Genomic DNA, 16120 nt, shown 5'->3' on the forward strand with positions numbered 1-16120 from the left:
ACCGCAGACAGTGTGACCGCAGACGGTGTGGCCGCACGTCATTGGAGAAGTACCGACACCGAGGTCCGGATCCTGCAGACCGTCCAGGCGACCGCAGGTGCGGTGCCCGCCGCGACGAAGATCGCCCGCGGCATGTCGCACTTCGGTGAGCACGCTCTCGGCTGGATCGCGATCGGCGCCGCCGGCGCCCTCGTCGACCGCCCCCGTCGCCGCAAGTGGGCGAGTGTGGCGGTCGGTGCGTTCGGTGCCCACGCGGCGTCCGTCGTCATCAAGCGGGTCGTGCGCCGTCCGCGGCCGGTGGACCCGACGGTGCAGGTCAACGTGTCCACGCCGAGCCGGCTGAGCTTCCCGTCGTCGCATGTGACGTCCACGACTGCGGCGGCCGTGCTGCTCGCCCGCACCACCGGGCTACCCTTTCCCGCGGTGCTCGTGCCGCCCATGATGCTGTCCCGCCTGGTGCTGGGCGTGCACTATCCGACGGATGTGCTGGCGGGTGCGGCACTCGGTGCGGCGTCCGCGGCCGTCGTGGCGCGGGCAGAGACGAAGTGGGGAGATCGATGAGCGAGGAACCGGCGCCCGTCAAGGAGGCGCCCAAGAGCCTGGGCGCCGGGATCGTCAAGGCGGTCCGTCCCCGACAGTGGGTGAAGAACGTCCTGGTGCTCGCGGCCCCGATGGCGGCCGGCTCGGTCACCCAGGTCGACGTGCTGCTGCCCGTCGCGCTCGCCTTCGTCGTCTTCTGCATGGCCGCCTCGGGCATCTACCTCGTCAACGACGCGATGGACGTCGAGGCCGACCGTGCACACCCCACCAAGCGTTTCCGGCCCATCGCGGCCGGTGTGCTCCCGGTGCGACTCGCGTACATCCTCGCGACGGTGCTGCTCGTCGGCTCGATCGCGCTGTCGTTCATCGCGAACTGGCAGCTCGCCGTCGTCATGGCGGTGTACATCGGCATCCAGCTCGCGTACTGCTTCGGGCTCAAGCACCAGGCCGTGCTCGACATCTGCATCGTCTCGTCGGGCTTCTTGATCCGTGCCATCGCCGGTGGTGTGGCCGCCGAGATCCCGCTGTCGCAGTGGTTCCTGCTGATCATGGCGTTCGGGTCGCTGTTCATGGCGGCCGGCAAGCGGTACGCCGAGCTGCGCCTCGCGACCCGCACCGGCGCGAAGATCCGCAAGTCGCTCGAGTACTACACCGAGACCTACCTGCGGTTCGTGTGGACGGTCGCGGCGACGGCGGTCGTGCTCTGCTACGGCCTGTGGGCGTTCGAGCAGGACAACGTGGCCGGTTCCAACTGGTACGCGATCTCGATGATCCCGTTCGTCGTCGCCATCCTGCGCTACGCGGTCGACGTCGACGGCGGTGAAGCCGGCGAACCCGAGGAGATCGCCCTGAAGGACCGGGTGCTGCAGTTGCTCGCAGTGGTGTGGATCCTGGTGGTCGGCGGTGCTGTCTACCTCTTCTGACGTCGTGCGCGGCGTCCACGACACCGAGGCCGGACCGTCCAGTACGGTCCGGCCCGTTCGGCGTGACCGCCTCGCCGGCGGTGTGTTCGCCGCCGGTGTGGTCGTCTCCGCGTTCCTGATGTTCTGGGGAGCGTGGGAGCGGCGCTGGATCGCCGACGACGGTCTCATCGTCCTGCGGACCGTGCGCAACCTCCTCGCCGGCAACGGGCCGGTCTTCAACGCGGGGGAGCGTGTGGAGGCCAACACCTCCACCGCGTGGACGTACATCGTCTACGCGGGCGGATGGCTCACCGGCCTCCGCCTCGAATACGTGGTGCTCACGATCGCGCTCGTGTTGTCGACGGGCGCGATCGTCCTCGCCATGTTCGGTGCCGCACGCCTGTACCGGTGGCGCCTGCGCGCCACCACGGGCACCGTGCTGCTCCTTCCCGCCGGTGTCCTCGTCTACATCGCGGTGCCCCCGGCCCGCGACTTCGCCACCTCGGGCCTCGAGTCCTGCCTGGTGATCTGCTGGCTCGGCCTGCTGTGGCTGCTCATGGCCCGGTGGGCGACCCCCACGCCGGGAGGGGACGGATCGCTCCCGGGTACGGGGCAGATCCTCGCCACGGCGTTCGTCGCCGGACTCGGCCCGCTCGTGCGACCCGAACTCGCGCTGGTCGCGGTGCTCGCGCTCGCGATGCTGTTCCTCGCGCCCGGCCTCGACCTGCGCATCCGGGTCGCGATGGTCGCGGTCGCCGGGGTGATCCCGGTCGGCTACCAGATCTGGCGCATGGGCTACTACGGACTTCCCTATCCCAACACCGCGGTCGCCAAGGACGCCGGTGGCGCCAAGTGGTCGCAGGGCCTCGAATATCTCGGCAACCTCGTCTCGCCGTACCTGCTGTGGCTGCCGCTGCTGTTCCTCGCGGTCCTCGCCGCGCTCGTCCTCGCGACCAGCCGTGACGCCGTGGGCCTCACCGCAGCGGTGGCGCGTCCCGATCCGCGCGACGTGCGGGCCACACTGACCTGGGCGCAGAAACTGTTGCGCACGCCGACCGCCGTCGTCGTGCTGTTCCTCGGCTCCGGTGTGCTGCTCGCGCTGTACTCGCTGCGTGTGGGCGGCGACTTCATGCACGGCCGCGTCCTCCTGCCGCCGCTGTTCTGCCTGCTCCTGCCCGTCGCCGTCGTCCCGCTGCGGATCCCGGACCGGGCGGAGCTCGGCAACAACCGGCCGACGCAGGTCGCGGGTGCGCTGGCCGTGCTGTGGCTGGGCACCGTCGTGTGGACGGCCGCCGCGGCCAACACGACCGGCATGACCGAGGGCGCCGTGGTGGGCCGATCCGGCATCGTCGACGAGCGAGCCTTCTACGCCCTCAACACCGGGCATCTGCATCCCATCCTGGCCGAGGACTACCTCGACTACCCGCGCATGCGGGCCATGGTCGAGGCCATCGCGAACACCCCGAACGGTGGGCTGCTGCTGCCGACCCCCTCCTTCGACGCGTGGGACGTCGTGCCGCCACCCGAGCCCATCCCACCGGGCGGTGCCGGGCACACGGTGTTCTTCCTGAACCTGGGCATGACCAGCATGAACACGGGTCTGGACGTGCGGGTCGTCGACCAGATGGGCCTGGCCTACCCGCTCGCCGCGCACACCGAGCGTCTCGAGGACGGCCGGATCGGCCATGACAAGATCCTGTTCCCCGACTGGGTAGTCGCCGATTCGGGCATGGTCGACGTCCATCCGTGGATGCCGGGCTATCTCGACGAGGACTGGGTCGCGATGGCGAAGACCGCGCTGACCTGTCCCGAGACCCGGGAGATGATCGACTCCTCGAGCGCCGAACTCACGTGGGCACTGTTCAAGAGGAACCTGCGCAACGCGTTCGACTACGCCTCGTACCGGATCGAACGGGTGCCGAAGTACGAGATCCAGCGTTGTGACCTGCCTATGCCACCGCCGCGGGGGTGACGGCCGGACACCGAGATCAACTTGGCCCGCTTCGACTGTCTCGATAGGATCACGGCGCATCACGGATGGGTAACTTTCCGGCAGCGCGTGCTTGACCTACAGGTCAAGAGGTGCCCAAGAGCTGTTGAAACCAGGGTTTGTCAGAGATCACGCGGTCCTTTACAGTTTTGACCGCAGTGTGACTTGGGGCGGCCTTCCGCGGTCGTCATCGCCGGAATCCGGGGGACGCGAACGCGGACGCCGCAGACGAGAAAGAGAGCATTGTTCATGCGTTTTGTCCCGAGGTTGAGGCAGGGCCTTCGACGGCGACTGCTCGGCACCGCCGCCGCAGCTCTGGTCCTCCCCGTGGCTGCCGGCCTCGTCGGAACCACCGCCGCCGTCGCCGCGCCGGCGCAGGGAGCGTCGGTCTCGCACCGCGCGCCTGCAGGGGGCTTCGAAGAGGTCTTCGTCGAGTCCGACATGGGCCCGATCAAGGTTCAGATCCAGTGGGCCGCGCGCGGTGGCGACGCGGCGCTCTACATGCTCGACGGCCTTCGCGCTCGGGACGACGCGAACGCCTGGACGTTCGAGACGAACGCCCTGCAGCAGTTCGCGAACGACAACGTCAGCCTGATCATGCCGGTCGGCGGACAGTCGAGCTTTTACACCGACTGGTACGCGCCGTCCAACCTGAACGGCCAGGACATCACCTACAAGTGGGAGACGTTCCTGACGGAGCAGCTGCCCGACTACCTCGCCACCCGTGGCGTCTCGCGCAACAACAACGGCATCCTCGGCCTGTCGATGGGTGGCTCCGCCGCCCTGACCCTGGCCGCCTACCACCGCGACCAGTTCAAGTTCGCGTCGTCGCTGTCCGGCTACCTGAACCTGTCGGCTCCCGGCATGCGTGAGGCCATCCGCGTGGCGATGCTCGACGCCGGCCGCTTCAACGTCGACTCGATGTGGGGCCCGCCGTGGAGCCCGGCCTGGCTGCGCAACGACCCGTTCGTCTTCGCTCCGAAGCTCGAGGGTCTGTCGCTGTACATCTCGGCCGCCAGCGGTCTGCCCGGTGAGCACGACAACCCGCAGGGCTTCGTCGGCTACTACAACACCGCCAACGGCATGGCGCTCGAGGCGCTGTCCCTCGCCCAGACCCGCGCGTTCCAGATCAAGCTGGCCACGCTCGGCATCCCGGCCACCTTCGACTTCCCGGCGCGCGGCACGCACGCATGGAAGTACTGGGAGGATCAGCTGTGGAAGGCACGCCCGCAGATCCTCGAGGCGCTGAACGCGTTCTGATCTCCGGTACGCACTGCTGGCAACGACGCCGCCCGCTCACCCTCCGGTGAGTGGGCGGCGTCGTAACTTTCTGCAACAATTTTCTCACCTGTCACAGCGCGGCACCCGCGATTCCGAGTGCCGCCGGTGTAGAAACAACATCCGGGACTCCGGTATCCCGAGTCGGCACACCCAGCCGGGGCGCCCTGCCACTGCCGCCGTCGCGGTCCACCCGAAGCCGCACTTCGGCAGGAAATCCGGCAACGCAGAAAGTGAGCGATGCAGATGCGAACTGAGCTCGAGCACGGTGAGCGACGGACGGGGCCGAGCAGGAGAGCGGCTCGCGTTGCGGGTGCGCGGAGCAGAAGATCCCGTGCGCTCGCACTGATCGCCGCAGCCCTCGTCGCGCCCGTCGCCGCAGGTCTGACCACTGTCTCGGTGGCCACAGCCGATCCGCTCATCGCCCAGTCCGGCCCGACGAGCACCGCCGGTGCGACCGTCCGCTCCGTCGACTGGCTCACCGATCGTCGTGTCGCCCTGTGGATCGATTCGCCGTCGATGGGGACGCCGATCCAGGTGCAGCTGCTGCTCGCGCGCGACTGGAACAGCAAGCCCGACGCGAAGTTCCCGTCGGTGTTCATGCTCGACGGCATGCGCGCGCGCGACGACGAGAACGGGTGGACGCTCGAGACCGACGCGGAAGCCTTCTTCGCCGACAAGAACGTCAACGTCGTGCTGCCGGTGGGTGGCCAGTCGAGCTTCTACTCCGACTGGATCGACCAGAACAACGGACAGAACTACAAGTGGGAGACCTTCCTGACGAAGGAACTTCCCCCACTCCTCGAGCGCGACTGGCGTACCACCGACAAGCGTGGCGTCGTCGGGCTGTCGATGGGCGGTACCGCCGCGATGTTCCTGCCCGCCCGCAATCCGGGCTTCGCGCAGTTCGCGGCGTCGCTGTCCGGCATCCTCACCACGACCACCCTCGGCATGCCCGAGGCCATCCACTACGCGATGCAGGACGCCGGCGGTTTCGATTCCGAGGCGATGTGGGGTGCGCCCGGCTCCGAGGGCTGGGAGTCGCACGATCCGTACCTGCTCGCCGACAAGCTCAAGGGTGTGAGCCTGTACGTCTCGAGCGGCAGCGGCACCACCGGCCCGTACGACGATCCGTCGGGCATCCCCGGTGTCAGCACCAACTACGCCGGCATGGGCCTCGAGATCCTCTCGCGCCTCACTTCGCAGGCGTTCGCGACGAAGCTCAAGAAGCAGGGCATCCCCGCGCAGATCGTGTACCGGCCGTCGGGCACCCACACGTGGAAGTACTGGGAGTTCGAACTGCACCAGTTGTGGCCGCAGCTCGCCAACACCCTCGGGGTCGGTGTCGAGAAGCCCGAGTGCAATCCGACCGGTGCCTTCGGTGACGTCGCGAACGCGAACGCCTGGCTCGGTGACTGCCTCACCTCCGAATACGACGTCGCAGGCGGCAAGGTGCAGGACTTCCGCTTCGGCCGTGTCTTCTCGTCCGACGGCACGACGGTGCCGGTCGCGGGTGCGATCGGCGGCGCCTACCAGGGTGTCGGCGGTCCGGCCGGGCAGCTCGGCTATCCGACCACCGAGGAACGCGTAGCTCCCGACGGACGCGGACGGTTCAACCACTTCCGGAACGGCGCGATCTACTGGACGCCCGAGCACGGCGCCCACGCGGTCCGCGGCAAGATCTTCGAGGAATGGAAGAACCAGGGCTGGGAGGGCGGCCCCCTCGGCTACCCGATCCTCGACGAGGCGGCGACCCCCGACGGTCGCGGCGCGGTCCAGGGCTTCGAAATCGGCGCCATGTACTGGAGCGAGGACACCGGTGCCCACGGGGTACAGGGCATGATCCTCGACAAGTACTCCCAGCTCGGCTACGAGACGGGTGTCCTGGGCTACCCGACGACCAGTGAGCAGCCCGCCGGGCGCGACGGTCGCTTCAACGAATTCCAGCACGGCCACATCTACTGGAGCCCGCTCACCGGCGCCTGGCCGGTCCGCGGCAAGATCCTCGAGGCATGGCTCGCCGAGAAGGGTGCCGAAGGACGTCTGGGTCTGCCGATCAGCGACGAGTTCCCGGCCGCCGACGGCAAGGGTGTCCAGCAGAACTTCCAGAACGGCTTCATCACGCTCGACGGCGACGAGGTGAAGCTGCAGCCGTAACCGAACGACAGCAGGGTCGGCCCGTGTGAACCGGGGGAGGCGGGACGCTCCTACCGGCCGCACGGGCCGCTCTGTAGCCTGGGGCGCATCTGACCAAGTTCGACCGACATCCCGGATGTGAGGACCCCACCACATGCCTTCACGGACCCGCTCGCGCTCGACCCGAGTCCTCGGCGCCCTCGCCGCGGCACTGACCGCCACGGCCGTTCTCTCCGCATGCGGAAGCGACGACTCCACCGCGACGAACACGCCGACCACGTCTGCCGCCACGGAGACCTCGACGTCGACATCGACCTCCGCGGCCGAGACGTCCCCCGGCGCCGCCGGGGCCGAGACCACGGGCGAGACCGAGACGAGCGAGGCGTCCCCGGCTCCGTCCTCGCCCGCTGCCGGAGACGACGATGCCGGAGAGGACACGGGAGCCGGCACGGGCGCGGCACCCGCTCCCACGCCCGGCGCACAGGCCTTCCTCGACGGCCTCCGCGCCGAGGGTGTCGAGCCCAGCGACGAGACCGGCGCGGTGAACATCGCCGACTACATCTGCAGCGCCCAGGCGCAGGGCGGGTCGCCGGAGGAGATCAAGGTGTTCGTGACCGCGCTCGTGGGTAGTGATGCTGCAGCCGGTGGTGTCGAATTGTCGGAGGAGCAGGCCTCCTCGACGGCCGACACGTACATCGCCGTCGCCGGCGAGACGTACTGCAACTAGGGAACGCGGGGACAGCACGAATGGTCAGGACGAAGCAGCGTCGCGGACGCAGGATCGTGGTCGTGGGGGCGCTGCTCGTCCTGGCGATCGTGCTGGTGCTCTGGTACATGCTCGCGGGGCGGCTGGACATCCCGTCACCGATTCCCACCCCGCCGGGGCCGGAGGAGCCGCAGTCGCAGCCGGCCTCGTGCCCCGACGTGCAGGTCGTCGCGGTGCCGGGCACCTGGGAGTCCGCGGTGGGCGACGATCCGTACGCCCCGGCCGCGAACCCGTACTCGCTCATGCTCAACGTGACGAGGCCGTTGCAGGAGCGTTTCGACGCCCAGCGCGCCGACGTCTACACGGTGCCGTACGTCGCGCAGTTCTCGAACCCCATCGCGATCCCGCCGGACGGCCAGCAGTCCTACAACAACAGCCGCAGCGAGGGATTCGCGGCCACCACCGACATCCTCGCGCGACGCTCGGCCGAGTGCCCGCTGACCACCTACGTGCTCACCGGCTTCTCGCAGGGCGCTGTGATCGTGGGCGACGTCGCCGCGCAGATCGGTGCCGGCAACGGCCCGGTCCCCGCCGACCGGGTGCTCGGTGTCGCGCTCGTCGCCGACGGTCGCCGCGACGGGGTCTCGGGCACCGACATCGGTGCGCCCGTCGCCGGAGTGGGCGCCGAACTGTCGCTCGACGGCCTGCGGTTGCCGGGGATCACGATGACCGGCGCGCGTCCCGGTGGCTTCGGGGAGCTCGACGACCGCACGATCCAGATCTGCGCACCCACCGACAGCATCTGCGACGCGCCGCCGAACGCGCTGAATCCCGCCAACTGGATGTCGGCCGCTCCGCGTCTGCTCGAGTACGTCAACAACCCGATCCACGCGATGTACAACACTTACGTCGTGGACGAGAACGGCACGACCGCGACGCAGTGGATCGCGAACTGGGCGGCGGAGAAGATCGACGCCGCACCGGAACCCGCAGAAGAATGAGGTGCGGCCGTCGCTACACGCGGGGGCGGTTCGGGTCCGAGTGAACCCTCCCACATATTACTCGCCGGTAGTGTCCGATCTCACCACCCGGTACACTCGAAAGACGGGCTGCCTTTAGACTCATCCCTCGGCTGCGTGCCCGGCCGTCCGGGATCGTGGCGCACGACGACTGCCACAGGAGAAGAGGTTCATGGTGCCAGCGACGGCACGGCGAACGGCCGGCGCCCTCCGGGGGCGTAGCGACGGCCCGCGACCGGGAATGATCCTTGTCACGAGCTCTCGCGTCGGTCGGGCGTACGTACCGGGGCGCCGATCCTGGGCAGCAGAGGACGGCGGGTTGCATCGTCGGCTGGTGCCGGCGTCGAAAAACCGTCGCACACAATCGGATCGTGTGCTCTTCTCCTTCGACGGGCGCGGAATGTGTGTGTGAAGACGACCATGTCGTATCTTTGTGTTTCCCGTGTGCGAGGGGAAGCGTTCCTCCCGGCGACCGCACTTTGCGAGGGTGCGCGTGATGCCGATCTGTAACATATTCGTGATCTGGGGTCGATGGACACGTTCGAGGAACGGACCGCCGGAAGCCGTGGGGGGCGGTATCGGTACGACGATCCGCCGGCGCGGAGGAAAAGTTAGTGGCGCAACCATGTCGAGTGGTTGTGGGATCGCTTCGACAGGGAGAAGGAATTGAGCGTCGGGTTCGAAGAGTTCATCGATGAGAACGGGCGGATCAGGCTGCCGGAAGGGCAGACCCTGCTCGATCACCTCGAGGGGAACTTCGCTTCAAACGGTGACGACCTCGCCTACCGGTACATCGACTACTCGCGGGAACGCGACGGCGAGGTGCACGAGCTGACCTGGGATCAGTTCGGTGTGCGCATCAAGGCCATCGCCGCGCGCCTGCAGCAGGTCACCGCTCCCGGCGACCGTGTCGCGATCCTCGCTCCGCAGGGCCTCGACTACGTCGTGTCCTTCTTCGCCGCGATCTACGCCGGTACCATCGCCGTGCCGCTGTTCGATCCCGATGAGCCCGGCCACACCGATCGTCTGCACGCCGTTCTCGGCGACTGCACCCCCAGCGCGATCCTCACCGCCACCTCGTCCGCGGCCGGCGTGCGGCAGTTCTTCCGCCCGCTCCCCGCTGCGCAGCGTCCCCGCGTGATCGCCGTCGACGCCATCCCCGACTCGGTCGCCGAGTCCTGGAACCGGCCGCCCATCGGCACCGACGACATCGCGTACCTGCAGTACACCTCCGGCTCGACCCGCGTTCCCGCCGGCGTCGAGATCACCCACCGCTCGGTGCTCACCAACGTCATCCAGATGGCCGACTCGATCGAGCTCAACGAGTCGTCGCGCGGCGTGACCTGGCTGCCGCTGTTCCACGACATGGGCCTGCTCACGGTGATCCTGCCCGCGGTCGGCGGCAAGTACATCACCATCATGAGCCCGCGCGCCTTCGTGGCCCGGCCGAGCCGCTGGATCCGCGAGCTCGCCGCCGTCTCCGACGGTGCCGGCACCTTCGCCGCCGCCCCGAACTTCGCGTTCGAGCATGCTGCGGCACGCGCGGTCCCCAAGCCCGGCGAAGAACTCGACCTGAGCAACGTCATCGGCCTGATCAACGGCAGCGAGCCGGTCACCACGTCGTCGATGCGCAAGTTCAACGAGGCCTTCGGCCCCTACGGTCTGCCCCGCACGGCGATCAAGCCGTCCTACGGCATGGCCGAGGCCACCCTGTTCGTCTCCTCCACCCGTCACAGCGACGAGGCGAAGGTCATCTACGTCGACCGCACCGCACTCAACGCGGGCCGGGTCGTGCGCGTCGAGCCCGACGCCGAGAACGCCATCCCGCAGGTCTCCTGCGGTTACGTCGCGCGCAGCCAGTGGGCCGCGATCGTCGACGCCGAGACCGGCACCGAGATGCCCGACGAGCAGGTCGGCGAGATCTGGCTGCACGGCGAGAACATGGGCATCGGCTACTGGGGTCGCAAGGAAGAGACCGACAACACCTTCCACAACCGCATCACCAAGCGCCTGGCCGAGGGCAGCCACGCCGAGGGCACCCCGGACGACAGCAAGTGGCTGCGCACCGGCGACTACGGCGTCTACATCGACGGTGAGCTCTACATCACCGGTCGCGTCAAGGACCTCGTGATCGTCGACGGCCGCAACCACTACCCGCAGGACCTCGAGTTCTCGGCGCAGGAGGCCAGCTCCGCGCTGCGCCCCGGCTTCGTCGCAGCCTTCGCGGTGCCGGCCAACCAGCTGCCGCGCGAGGTGTTCGACAACGACGCCTCCGGCCTGCAGTTCGATGCCGACGATTCGTCGGAGCAGCTCGTGATCGTCGCCGAGCGCGCTCCCGGCGCCGGCAAGGCCGATCCGCAGCCGATCGCCGACGCGGTGCGTGCCGCGATCTCGTCCCGGCACGGTGTCACCGCCCGCGACGTGCTGCTCGTGCCGGCCGGTTCCATCCCCCGTACGTCCAGCGGAAAGATCGCGCGTCGGGCGTGCAAGACCGCATATGTCGAGGGAACGCTGCGCGGTGGTTACCAGCAGCAGGCCTTCCCGGACAGCGTGTAAGAACGAATGTCCTCTTTCCCGGGTAGCGTGGTGGGTTGATGTCTGACACTGAAATGACGGTTGCGCAGCTGCGCGAATGGCTGCGCAACTGGATCGCCGACGCGACCGGACAGCCGGTCTCCCAGATCTCGGACGATCGTCCGATGGAGGAGTTCGGACTGTCCTCCCGGGACGCCGTCGCCATGGCGGGCGAGATCGAGGAACTCCTCGGTGTCACCCTCAACGCGACGATCGCCTACCAGCACCCGACGATCGCGTCGCTCGCGACGCGCATCATCGAAGGTGAGCCCGAGGCACCCGCCGAGGACGACTCCGCCCTGTACACGGTCGGTGCCGCGGCGGGTTCGAAGGACGTCGCCATCGTCGGTCTGTCCACCCGTTTGCCGGGCCACGTCGACACCCCCGAACAGATGTGGGAGCTGCTCGCGTCCGGACGCGACGGCATCTCCGATCTGCCCGAGGGCCGCTGGTCGGAGTTCGAGAACGACCCCGCCGTGTGGGAGTCGATCCGCAACGCCAACACCAGGGGCGGCTACCTCGACGACGTGAAGGGCTTCGACGCCGAGTTCTTCGCGATGTCGCCGCGCGAGGTCGAGATGGTCGACCCGCAGCAGCGCCTCGCGCTGGAGCTGACCTGGGAAGCACTCGAGCATGCGCACATCCCGCCGAGCGACCTCAAGGGCGGCTCGGTCGGTGTGTTCATCGGCAGCTCGGCCAGCGACTACATGCTCCTCGCGGTCGGCGATCCGTCCGCAGCGCATCCCTACGCGCTCACCGGCACCTCCACCGCGGTCATCGCCAACCGCGTGTCGTACTTCTACGACTTCCACGGCCCGTCCGTCACGCTCGACACGGCGTGCTCGTCGTCGCTGGTCGCCGTGCACCAGGCCGTGCGCGCACTGCGCAACGGCGAAGCCGACGTCGCCCTCGCCGGTGGCGTCAACATGCTGCTCGCCCCGGCCGGCACCCTCGGCTTCGACGAACTCGGCGTCATGGCACCCGACGGCCGCATCAAGGCGTTTTCCGCCGACGCCGACGGCATGATCCGCGCCGAGGGTGGCGGTCTCGTCGTGCTCAAGCGTCTCGAGGACGCCGAGCGCGACGGCGACGACATCCTCGCGGTGATCGCCGGTTCGGCCGTCAACCAGGACGGCCGCTCCAACGGTCTGGCCGCTCCCAACCCCGAAGCGCAGGTCGACGTGCTGCGCCGCGCCTACCGCGACGCGCAGATCCTGCCGTCCGGTGTCGACTACATCGAGGCGCACGGCACCGGCACGGTGCTCGGCGACCCGATCGAGGCCGACGCGCTCGGCCGTGTCGTCGGTCGTGGGCGTGAGGACGACAAGCCGGTCCTGCTCGGTTCGGCCAAGACCAACTTCGGTCACCTCGAGTCCGCCGCCGGTGCGGCCGGTCTCATCAAGGTCGTTCTCGCGATGCAGAACGATCAGCTTCCGCCGACGCTCAACTACACCGCGCCCAACCCGTACATCCCGTTCGACAGCGCGCACCTGAAGGTCATCCCCGAGGGTGCGAAGTGGCCGCGCTACACCGGTCGCGCTGTCGCCGGTGTGTCCGGATTCGGTTTCGGTGGCACGAACGCGCACGTCGTCGTGCGCGAGTACACCGGCCCCGAGGGGCTCGAAGCGTCCGAGGCCGAGGTCGAGGTCCTGCCGGAGGAGATTCCCGCCGCCGCGGAGACCACCGAGCAGGCCCGTGAGCTGCCCGTCCTGCTCGCCGTCTCCGCTGCGATGCCGTCGCGTCGCCGCCGTGCCGCCGCAGATCTTGCCGACTGGCTCGAGACCGAGAAGGGCAGCACGACGCCGCTCGCCGACGTCGCCCGCACGCTCGCTCGTCGCAACCACGGCCGGTCCCGCGCGATCGTCGTGGCGAGCAACCACGGTGAGGCGATCGCCGGTCTGCGTGCCGTCGCCGCCGGCAAGCCCGCGCAGGGCGTGTTCACCGCCGACGCTCCCGCCTCCAAGGGCGCGGTGTGGGTGCTGTCCGGCTTCGGTGCCCAGCACCGCAAGATGGCCAAGCAGCTGTACCTGGAGAACCCGGTCTTCGCGGCGGCCGTCGACGAGGTCGACGAGCTGATCTACGACGAGTCGGGCTACTCCATGAAGGAGAAGTTCCTCGACGACGCGCAGGACTACGACGTCGAGACCGCGCAGGTCGGCATCTTCACGATCCAGATCGGTCTCGCCGCGCTGCTGCGCCACCACGGCGCCGAGCCCGCCGCGGTCGTCGGTCACTCGATGGGTGAGGCCGCCGGTGCCTACATCTCGGGCGGACTCTCGCTCGAGGACGCCGTGCGCGTCATCTGCTCGCGCTCGCGTCTGATGGGTGAGGCCGAATCCGGCCTGACCGGCGACGACATCCGCCTCATGGCGCTCGTCGAGTACAGCGCCGCCGAGATCACCGACGTGCTGCCCGACTTCCCGCAGCTCGAGGTCTGCGTCTATGCGGCGCCGACGCACACCGTCATCGGTGGCCCGCAGGAACAGGTCAACGCGATCGTCGCGCGTGCCGAGGCCGAGGAGAAGTTCGCCCGGGTCCTGCAGACCAAGGGTGCGAGCCACACCTCGCAGGTCGATCCGATCCTCGGCGAGCTCGCGGCCGAGCTCGCCGGCATCGAACCGCACCGCCTGAAGGTCGACCTGTACTCGTCGGTCGACCAGGAGACGCTCTACCGCGCAGGTCACGACGGCATCCACGACGTCGAGTACTGGACCAAGGGCATGCGCCACAGCGTGTACTTCACGCAGGCGATCCGGCAGGCCCTGTCCGACGGGCACACCACCTTCGTCGAGCTCAACGCCAACCCCGCGACGCTCATGTCGGTCGCGGCGACGGCCTTCGACGCCGGTGTGCAGGACGGCCAGTTCATCCAGACGCTCAAGCGCAAGGAGGACGAGTCCCTCGGGGTGCTGACCGCCCTCGCGCAGCTGTACGTGCACGGGCAGTCGGTCGACCTGAAGACCCTGCTGCCGGAAGGCGGCTACGTCGACCTGCCGCGCACCGCCTTCATCCGCAAGCCGTACTGGGTCGAAGCCAACATCGGCACCTCCGGCAACGGCCGCGCGCCCGGCGCCCGCGTCGCACTCCCGGACGGCCGCTACGTCTGGGAGGTGCAGGCCTCCGCCGTCACCGACGCCGCCGAGCTGGTCGTCGCGGCGGCCTCGCAGGTGCTGTCGGATGTCACGCTCACCGCGTCCATCCCGCACACCGGCGTCCCCGCGACCGGCACCCTCACCACGACGCTCACCCGGCACCCGGGCGGCGCGTCGCTGCAGGTGCACGCGAACGCCGGCGACGCTTTCACGCTCGTCCACGAGGGTGTCGTCACCTCCGGTGAGCCGCTGCCCGCGCCCGTCGCGGTGGCCGCGAAGCCGGCCGTGCAGGCCGAGGAGATGCCCGAGGTCGTCGAGTCGTTCGGCGACAAGTGGGATCCGAGCGGATCGCAGAGCCTCGACGACCGCCTGACGCTGATCGTCGCCGAGTCCATGGGCTACGCGCCCGAGGATCTGCCGGCCGAGATCCCGCTCATCGAGCTGGGCCTCGACTCGCTCATGGCGGTCCGCATCAAGAACCGCGTCGAGTACGAGTTCGACATCCCGCAGCTGCAGCTGTCGGCGGTCAAGGACGCGAGCCTGCGCGACGTCGCGAAGTACCTGCGGTACGCCGTGGAGAACCGCGAGGAGGTTGCGCAGCTCGCCGAGCAGCAGGCCGCCGAGAAGGCAGCCGAGCGCGCCGCCGCTGCGAACGGGGACGAGCTTCCCCAGGCCGCCGAGCAGGTCGAGCTTCCCGAGCGCGAGGACACCACCGCGGTCGGCGAGGCCGAGCAGATCCTCGCCGAGGCCGACGAGCAGACCGCGGCCGAGAAGGCCGAGCCCGAGCAGGAGTCGAGCGGGGTCGACGTGCCGCCGCGCGACGCCGCGGAACGGTTGACCTTCGCCTCCTGGGCCGTGGTCACGGGCAAGTCGGCCAAGGGCATCTTCAATCCGCTGCCGAGGCTCGAGCGTGATGTCGCCGAGAAGCTCGCGGCACGGCTGACCGAGCGGGCCGAGGGCGAGATCACCGTCGACGACGTGCTCGCCGCCTCGACCGTCGAGCAGCTCGCCGAGACCGTCCGTCAGCATCTCGAATCCGCCGATCGCATCGACGGACTCGTGCGCACGCTGCGGCCCCGCGCGGAGGGATCGGACGCCGTGCCGGTCTTCGTCTTCCACCCGGCGGGTGGTTCGACGGTCGCGTACGAGCCGCTGCTGCGCCGCCTGCCCGCGCACACCCCGGTGTTCGGTTTCGAGCGCACCGAGGGCCCCATCGACACCCGCGCCCAGGCGTACCTGCCGCTCATCGAGGAGATCCAGGGCGACGGCCCGTACGTGCTGTGCGGCTGGTCGCTCGGCGGTGTCCTCGCCTACGCGGTGGCCCGTCTGCTCCGCGAGAAGGGCAAGGACGTGCGTCTTGTCGGCCTCATCGACACCGTCATGGCCGGTGAGAAGGTCGAGGACACGCCCGACGAGATCCGTAAGCGCTGGCAGCGCTACTCGGCGTTCGCGAAGAAGACCTACGGGATCGACGCGCCGCTGCCCTACGACCTCCTGGCCGAGGCCGGCAGCGACGAGGAGCAGATCGGCATCCTGATGGGGCTGCTCGAGCTGAGCGGGGCGCAGATCCCCGGCGGCATCATCGAGCACCAGCGCACGTCGTGGCTCGACAACCGCGCCATCCAGACCGCGGAACTCGCGCCCTACGGCGGCAAGGTCGTGCTGTACATGGCCGACAAGTACCACGACGACGCGATCGATCTCGAGCCGGCCTTCGGCACCCGCCGACCCGATGGGGGTTGGGGCGAGGTCGTCGAAGATCTCGAGGTCGTACACGTCGGCGGCGATCACCTGCAGATCGTCGACGAACCGTACATCTCGAAGGTGGGGGAAGACCTGACCCGCAAGCTGGCCGACATCGAGGCCTCGAGGAGCTGAACGAA

At 69.0% G+C, this 16120-nt stretch carries 9 protein-coding genes; all 9 read left to right on the forward strand.

Annotation, left to right across the window (positions count from 1 at the left end):
* The first annotated feature begins 27 nt into the window (after positions 1–27).
* The 9 genes from C6Y44_RS01075 (at position 28) to pks13 (ending at position 16115) form a co-directional block, all read left to right on the forward strand.
* Positions 28–561 carry a phosphatase PAP2 family protein gene (locus C6Y44_RS01075; protein ID WP_192378863.1) on the forward strand — a complete coding sequence of 178 codons (534 nt, stop codon included), beginning with the start codon at positions 28–30 and terminating at the stop codon, positions 559–561.
* Positions 558–1463: a decaprenyl-phosphate phosphoribosyltransferase gene (locus C6Y44_RS01080; protein ID WP_060652272.1), complete on the forward strand. Its 906-nt coding sequence runs from the start codon at positions 558–560 to the stop codon at positions 1461–1463. The genes C6Y44_RS01075 and C6Y44_RS01080 overlap by 4 nt, the downstream gene beginning before the upstream one ends.
* A 4-nt stretch (positions 1464–1467) precedes the next feature.
* A complete protein-coding gene (gene zomB / locus C6Y44_RS01085) occupies positions 1468–3414 on the forward strand; it encodes a flagellar motor control protein ZomB (protein ID WP_159416989.1) in 1947 nt (648 codons plus the stop codon).
* Between the two features lie 267 nt (positions 3415–3681).
* Complete coding sequence (locus C6Y44_RS01090; RefSeq protein WP_159416988.1) at positions 3682–4692, forward strand: alpha/beta hydrolase; 1011 nt, start codon at positions 3682–3684, stop codon at positions 4690–4692.
* Positions 4693–4950: 258 nt separating this feature from the next.
* Entirely contained in the window at positions 4951–6867 is a 1917-nt protein-coding gene (locus tag C6Y44_RS01095; RefSeq protein ID WP_159416987.1) for an alpha/beta hydrolase-fold protein, read from the forward strand.
* A 133-nt stretch (positions 6868–7000) separates the two neighbouring features.
* A complete protein-coding gene (locus tag C6Y44_RS01100; RefSeq protein ID WP_120281078.1) occupies positions 7001–7573 on the forward strand; it encodes a DUF732 domain-containing protein in 573 nt (190 codons plus the stop codon).
* A gap of 20 nt (positions 7574–7593) precedes the next feature.
* A complete protein-coding gene (locus C6Y44_RS01105; protein WP_006553445.1) occupies positions 7594–8553 on the forward strand; it encodes a cutinase family protein in 960 nt (319 codons plus the stop codon).
* A 684-nt stretch (positions 8554–9237) separates the two neighbouring features.
* The gene (gene fadD32 / locus C6Y44_RS01110) at positions 9238–11127 is read left to right on the forward strand and encodes a long-chain-fatty-acid--AMP ligase FadD32 (protein ID WP_060652455.1); all 1890 of its coding nucleotides are present in this window, start codon (positions 9238–9240) and stop codon (positions 11125–11127) included.
* A 53-nt stretch (positions 11128–11180) separates the two neighbouring features.
* Complete coding sequence (pks13, locus tag C6Y44_RS01115; RefSeq protein WP_159419068.1) at positions 11181–16115, forward strand: polyketide synthase Pks13; 4935 nt, start codon at positions 11181–11183, stop codon at positions 16113–16115.
* The last annotated feature ends 5 nt before the right edge of the window (positions 16116–16120 follow it).

Origin of the sequence: Rhodococcus rhodochrous, from assembly GCF_014854695.1 — a bacterium.
Classification (GTDB): domain Bacteria; phylum Actinomycetota; class Actinomycetes; order Mycobacteriales; family Mycobacteriaceae; genus Rhodococcus.

Bases quoted from the DNA above. Each gene is read 5' to 3' on its own strand.
- C6Y44_RS01080 (WP_060652272.1), top strand. From the start codon at position 558: ATGAGCGAGGAACCGGCGCCCGTCAAGGAGGCGCCCAAGAGCCTGGGC.
- C6Y44_RS01090 (WP_159416988.1), top strand. From the start codon at position 3,682: ATGCGTTTTGTCCCGAGGTTGAGGCAGGGCCTTCGACGGCGACTGCTC.
- C6Y44_RS01095 (WP_159416987.1), top strand. From the start codon at position 4,951: ATGCAGATGCGAACTGAGCTCGAGCACGGTGAGCGACGGACGGGGCCG.
- C6Y44_RS01100 (WP_120281078.1), top strand. From the start codon at position 7,001: ATGCCTTCACGGACCCGCTCGCGCTCGACCCGAGTCCTCGGCGCCCTC.
- C6Y44_RS01105 (WP_006553445.1), top strand. From the start codon at position 7,594: ATGGTCAGGACGAAGCAGCGTCGCGGACGCAGGATCGTGGTCGTGGGG.
- pks13 (WP_159419068.1), top strand. From the start codon at position 11,181: ATGACGGTTGCGCAGCTGCGCGAATGGCTGCGCAACTGGATCGCCGAC.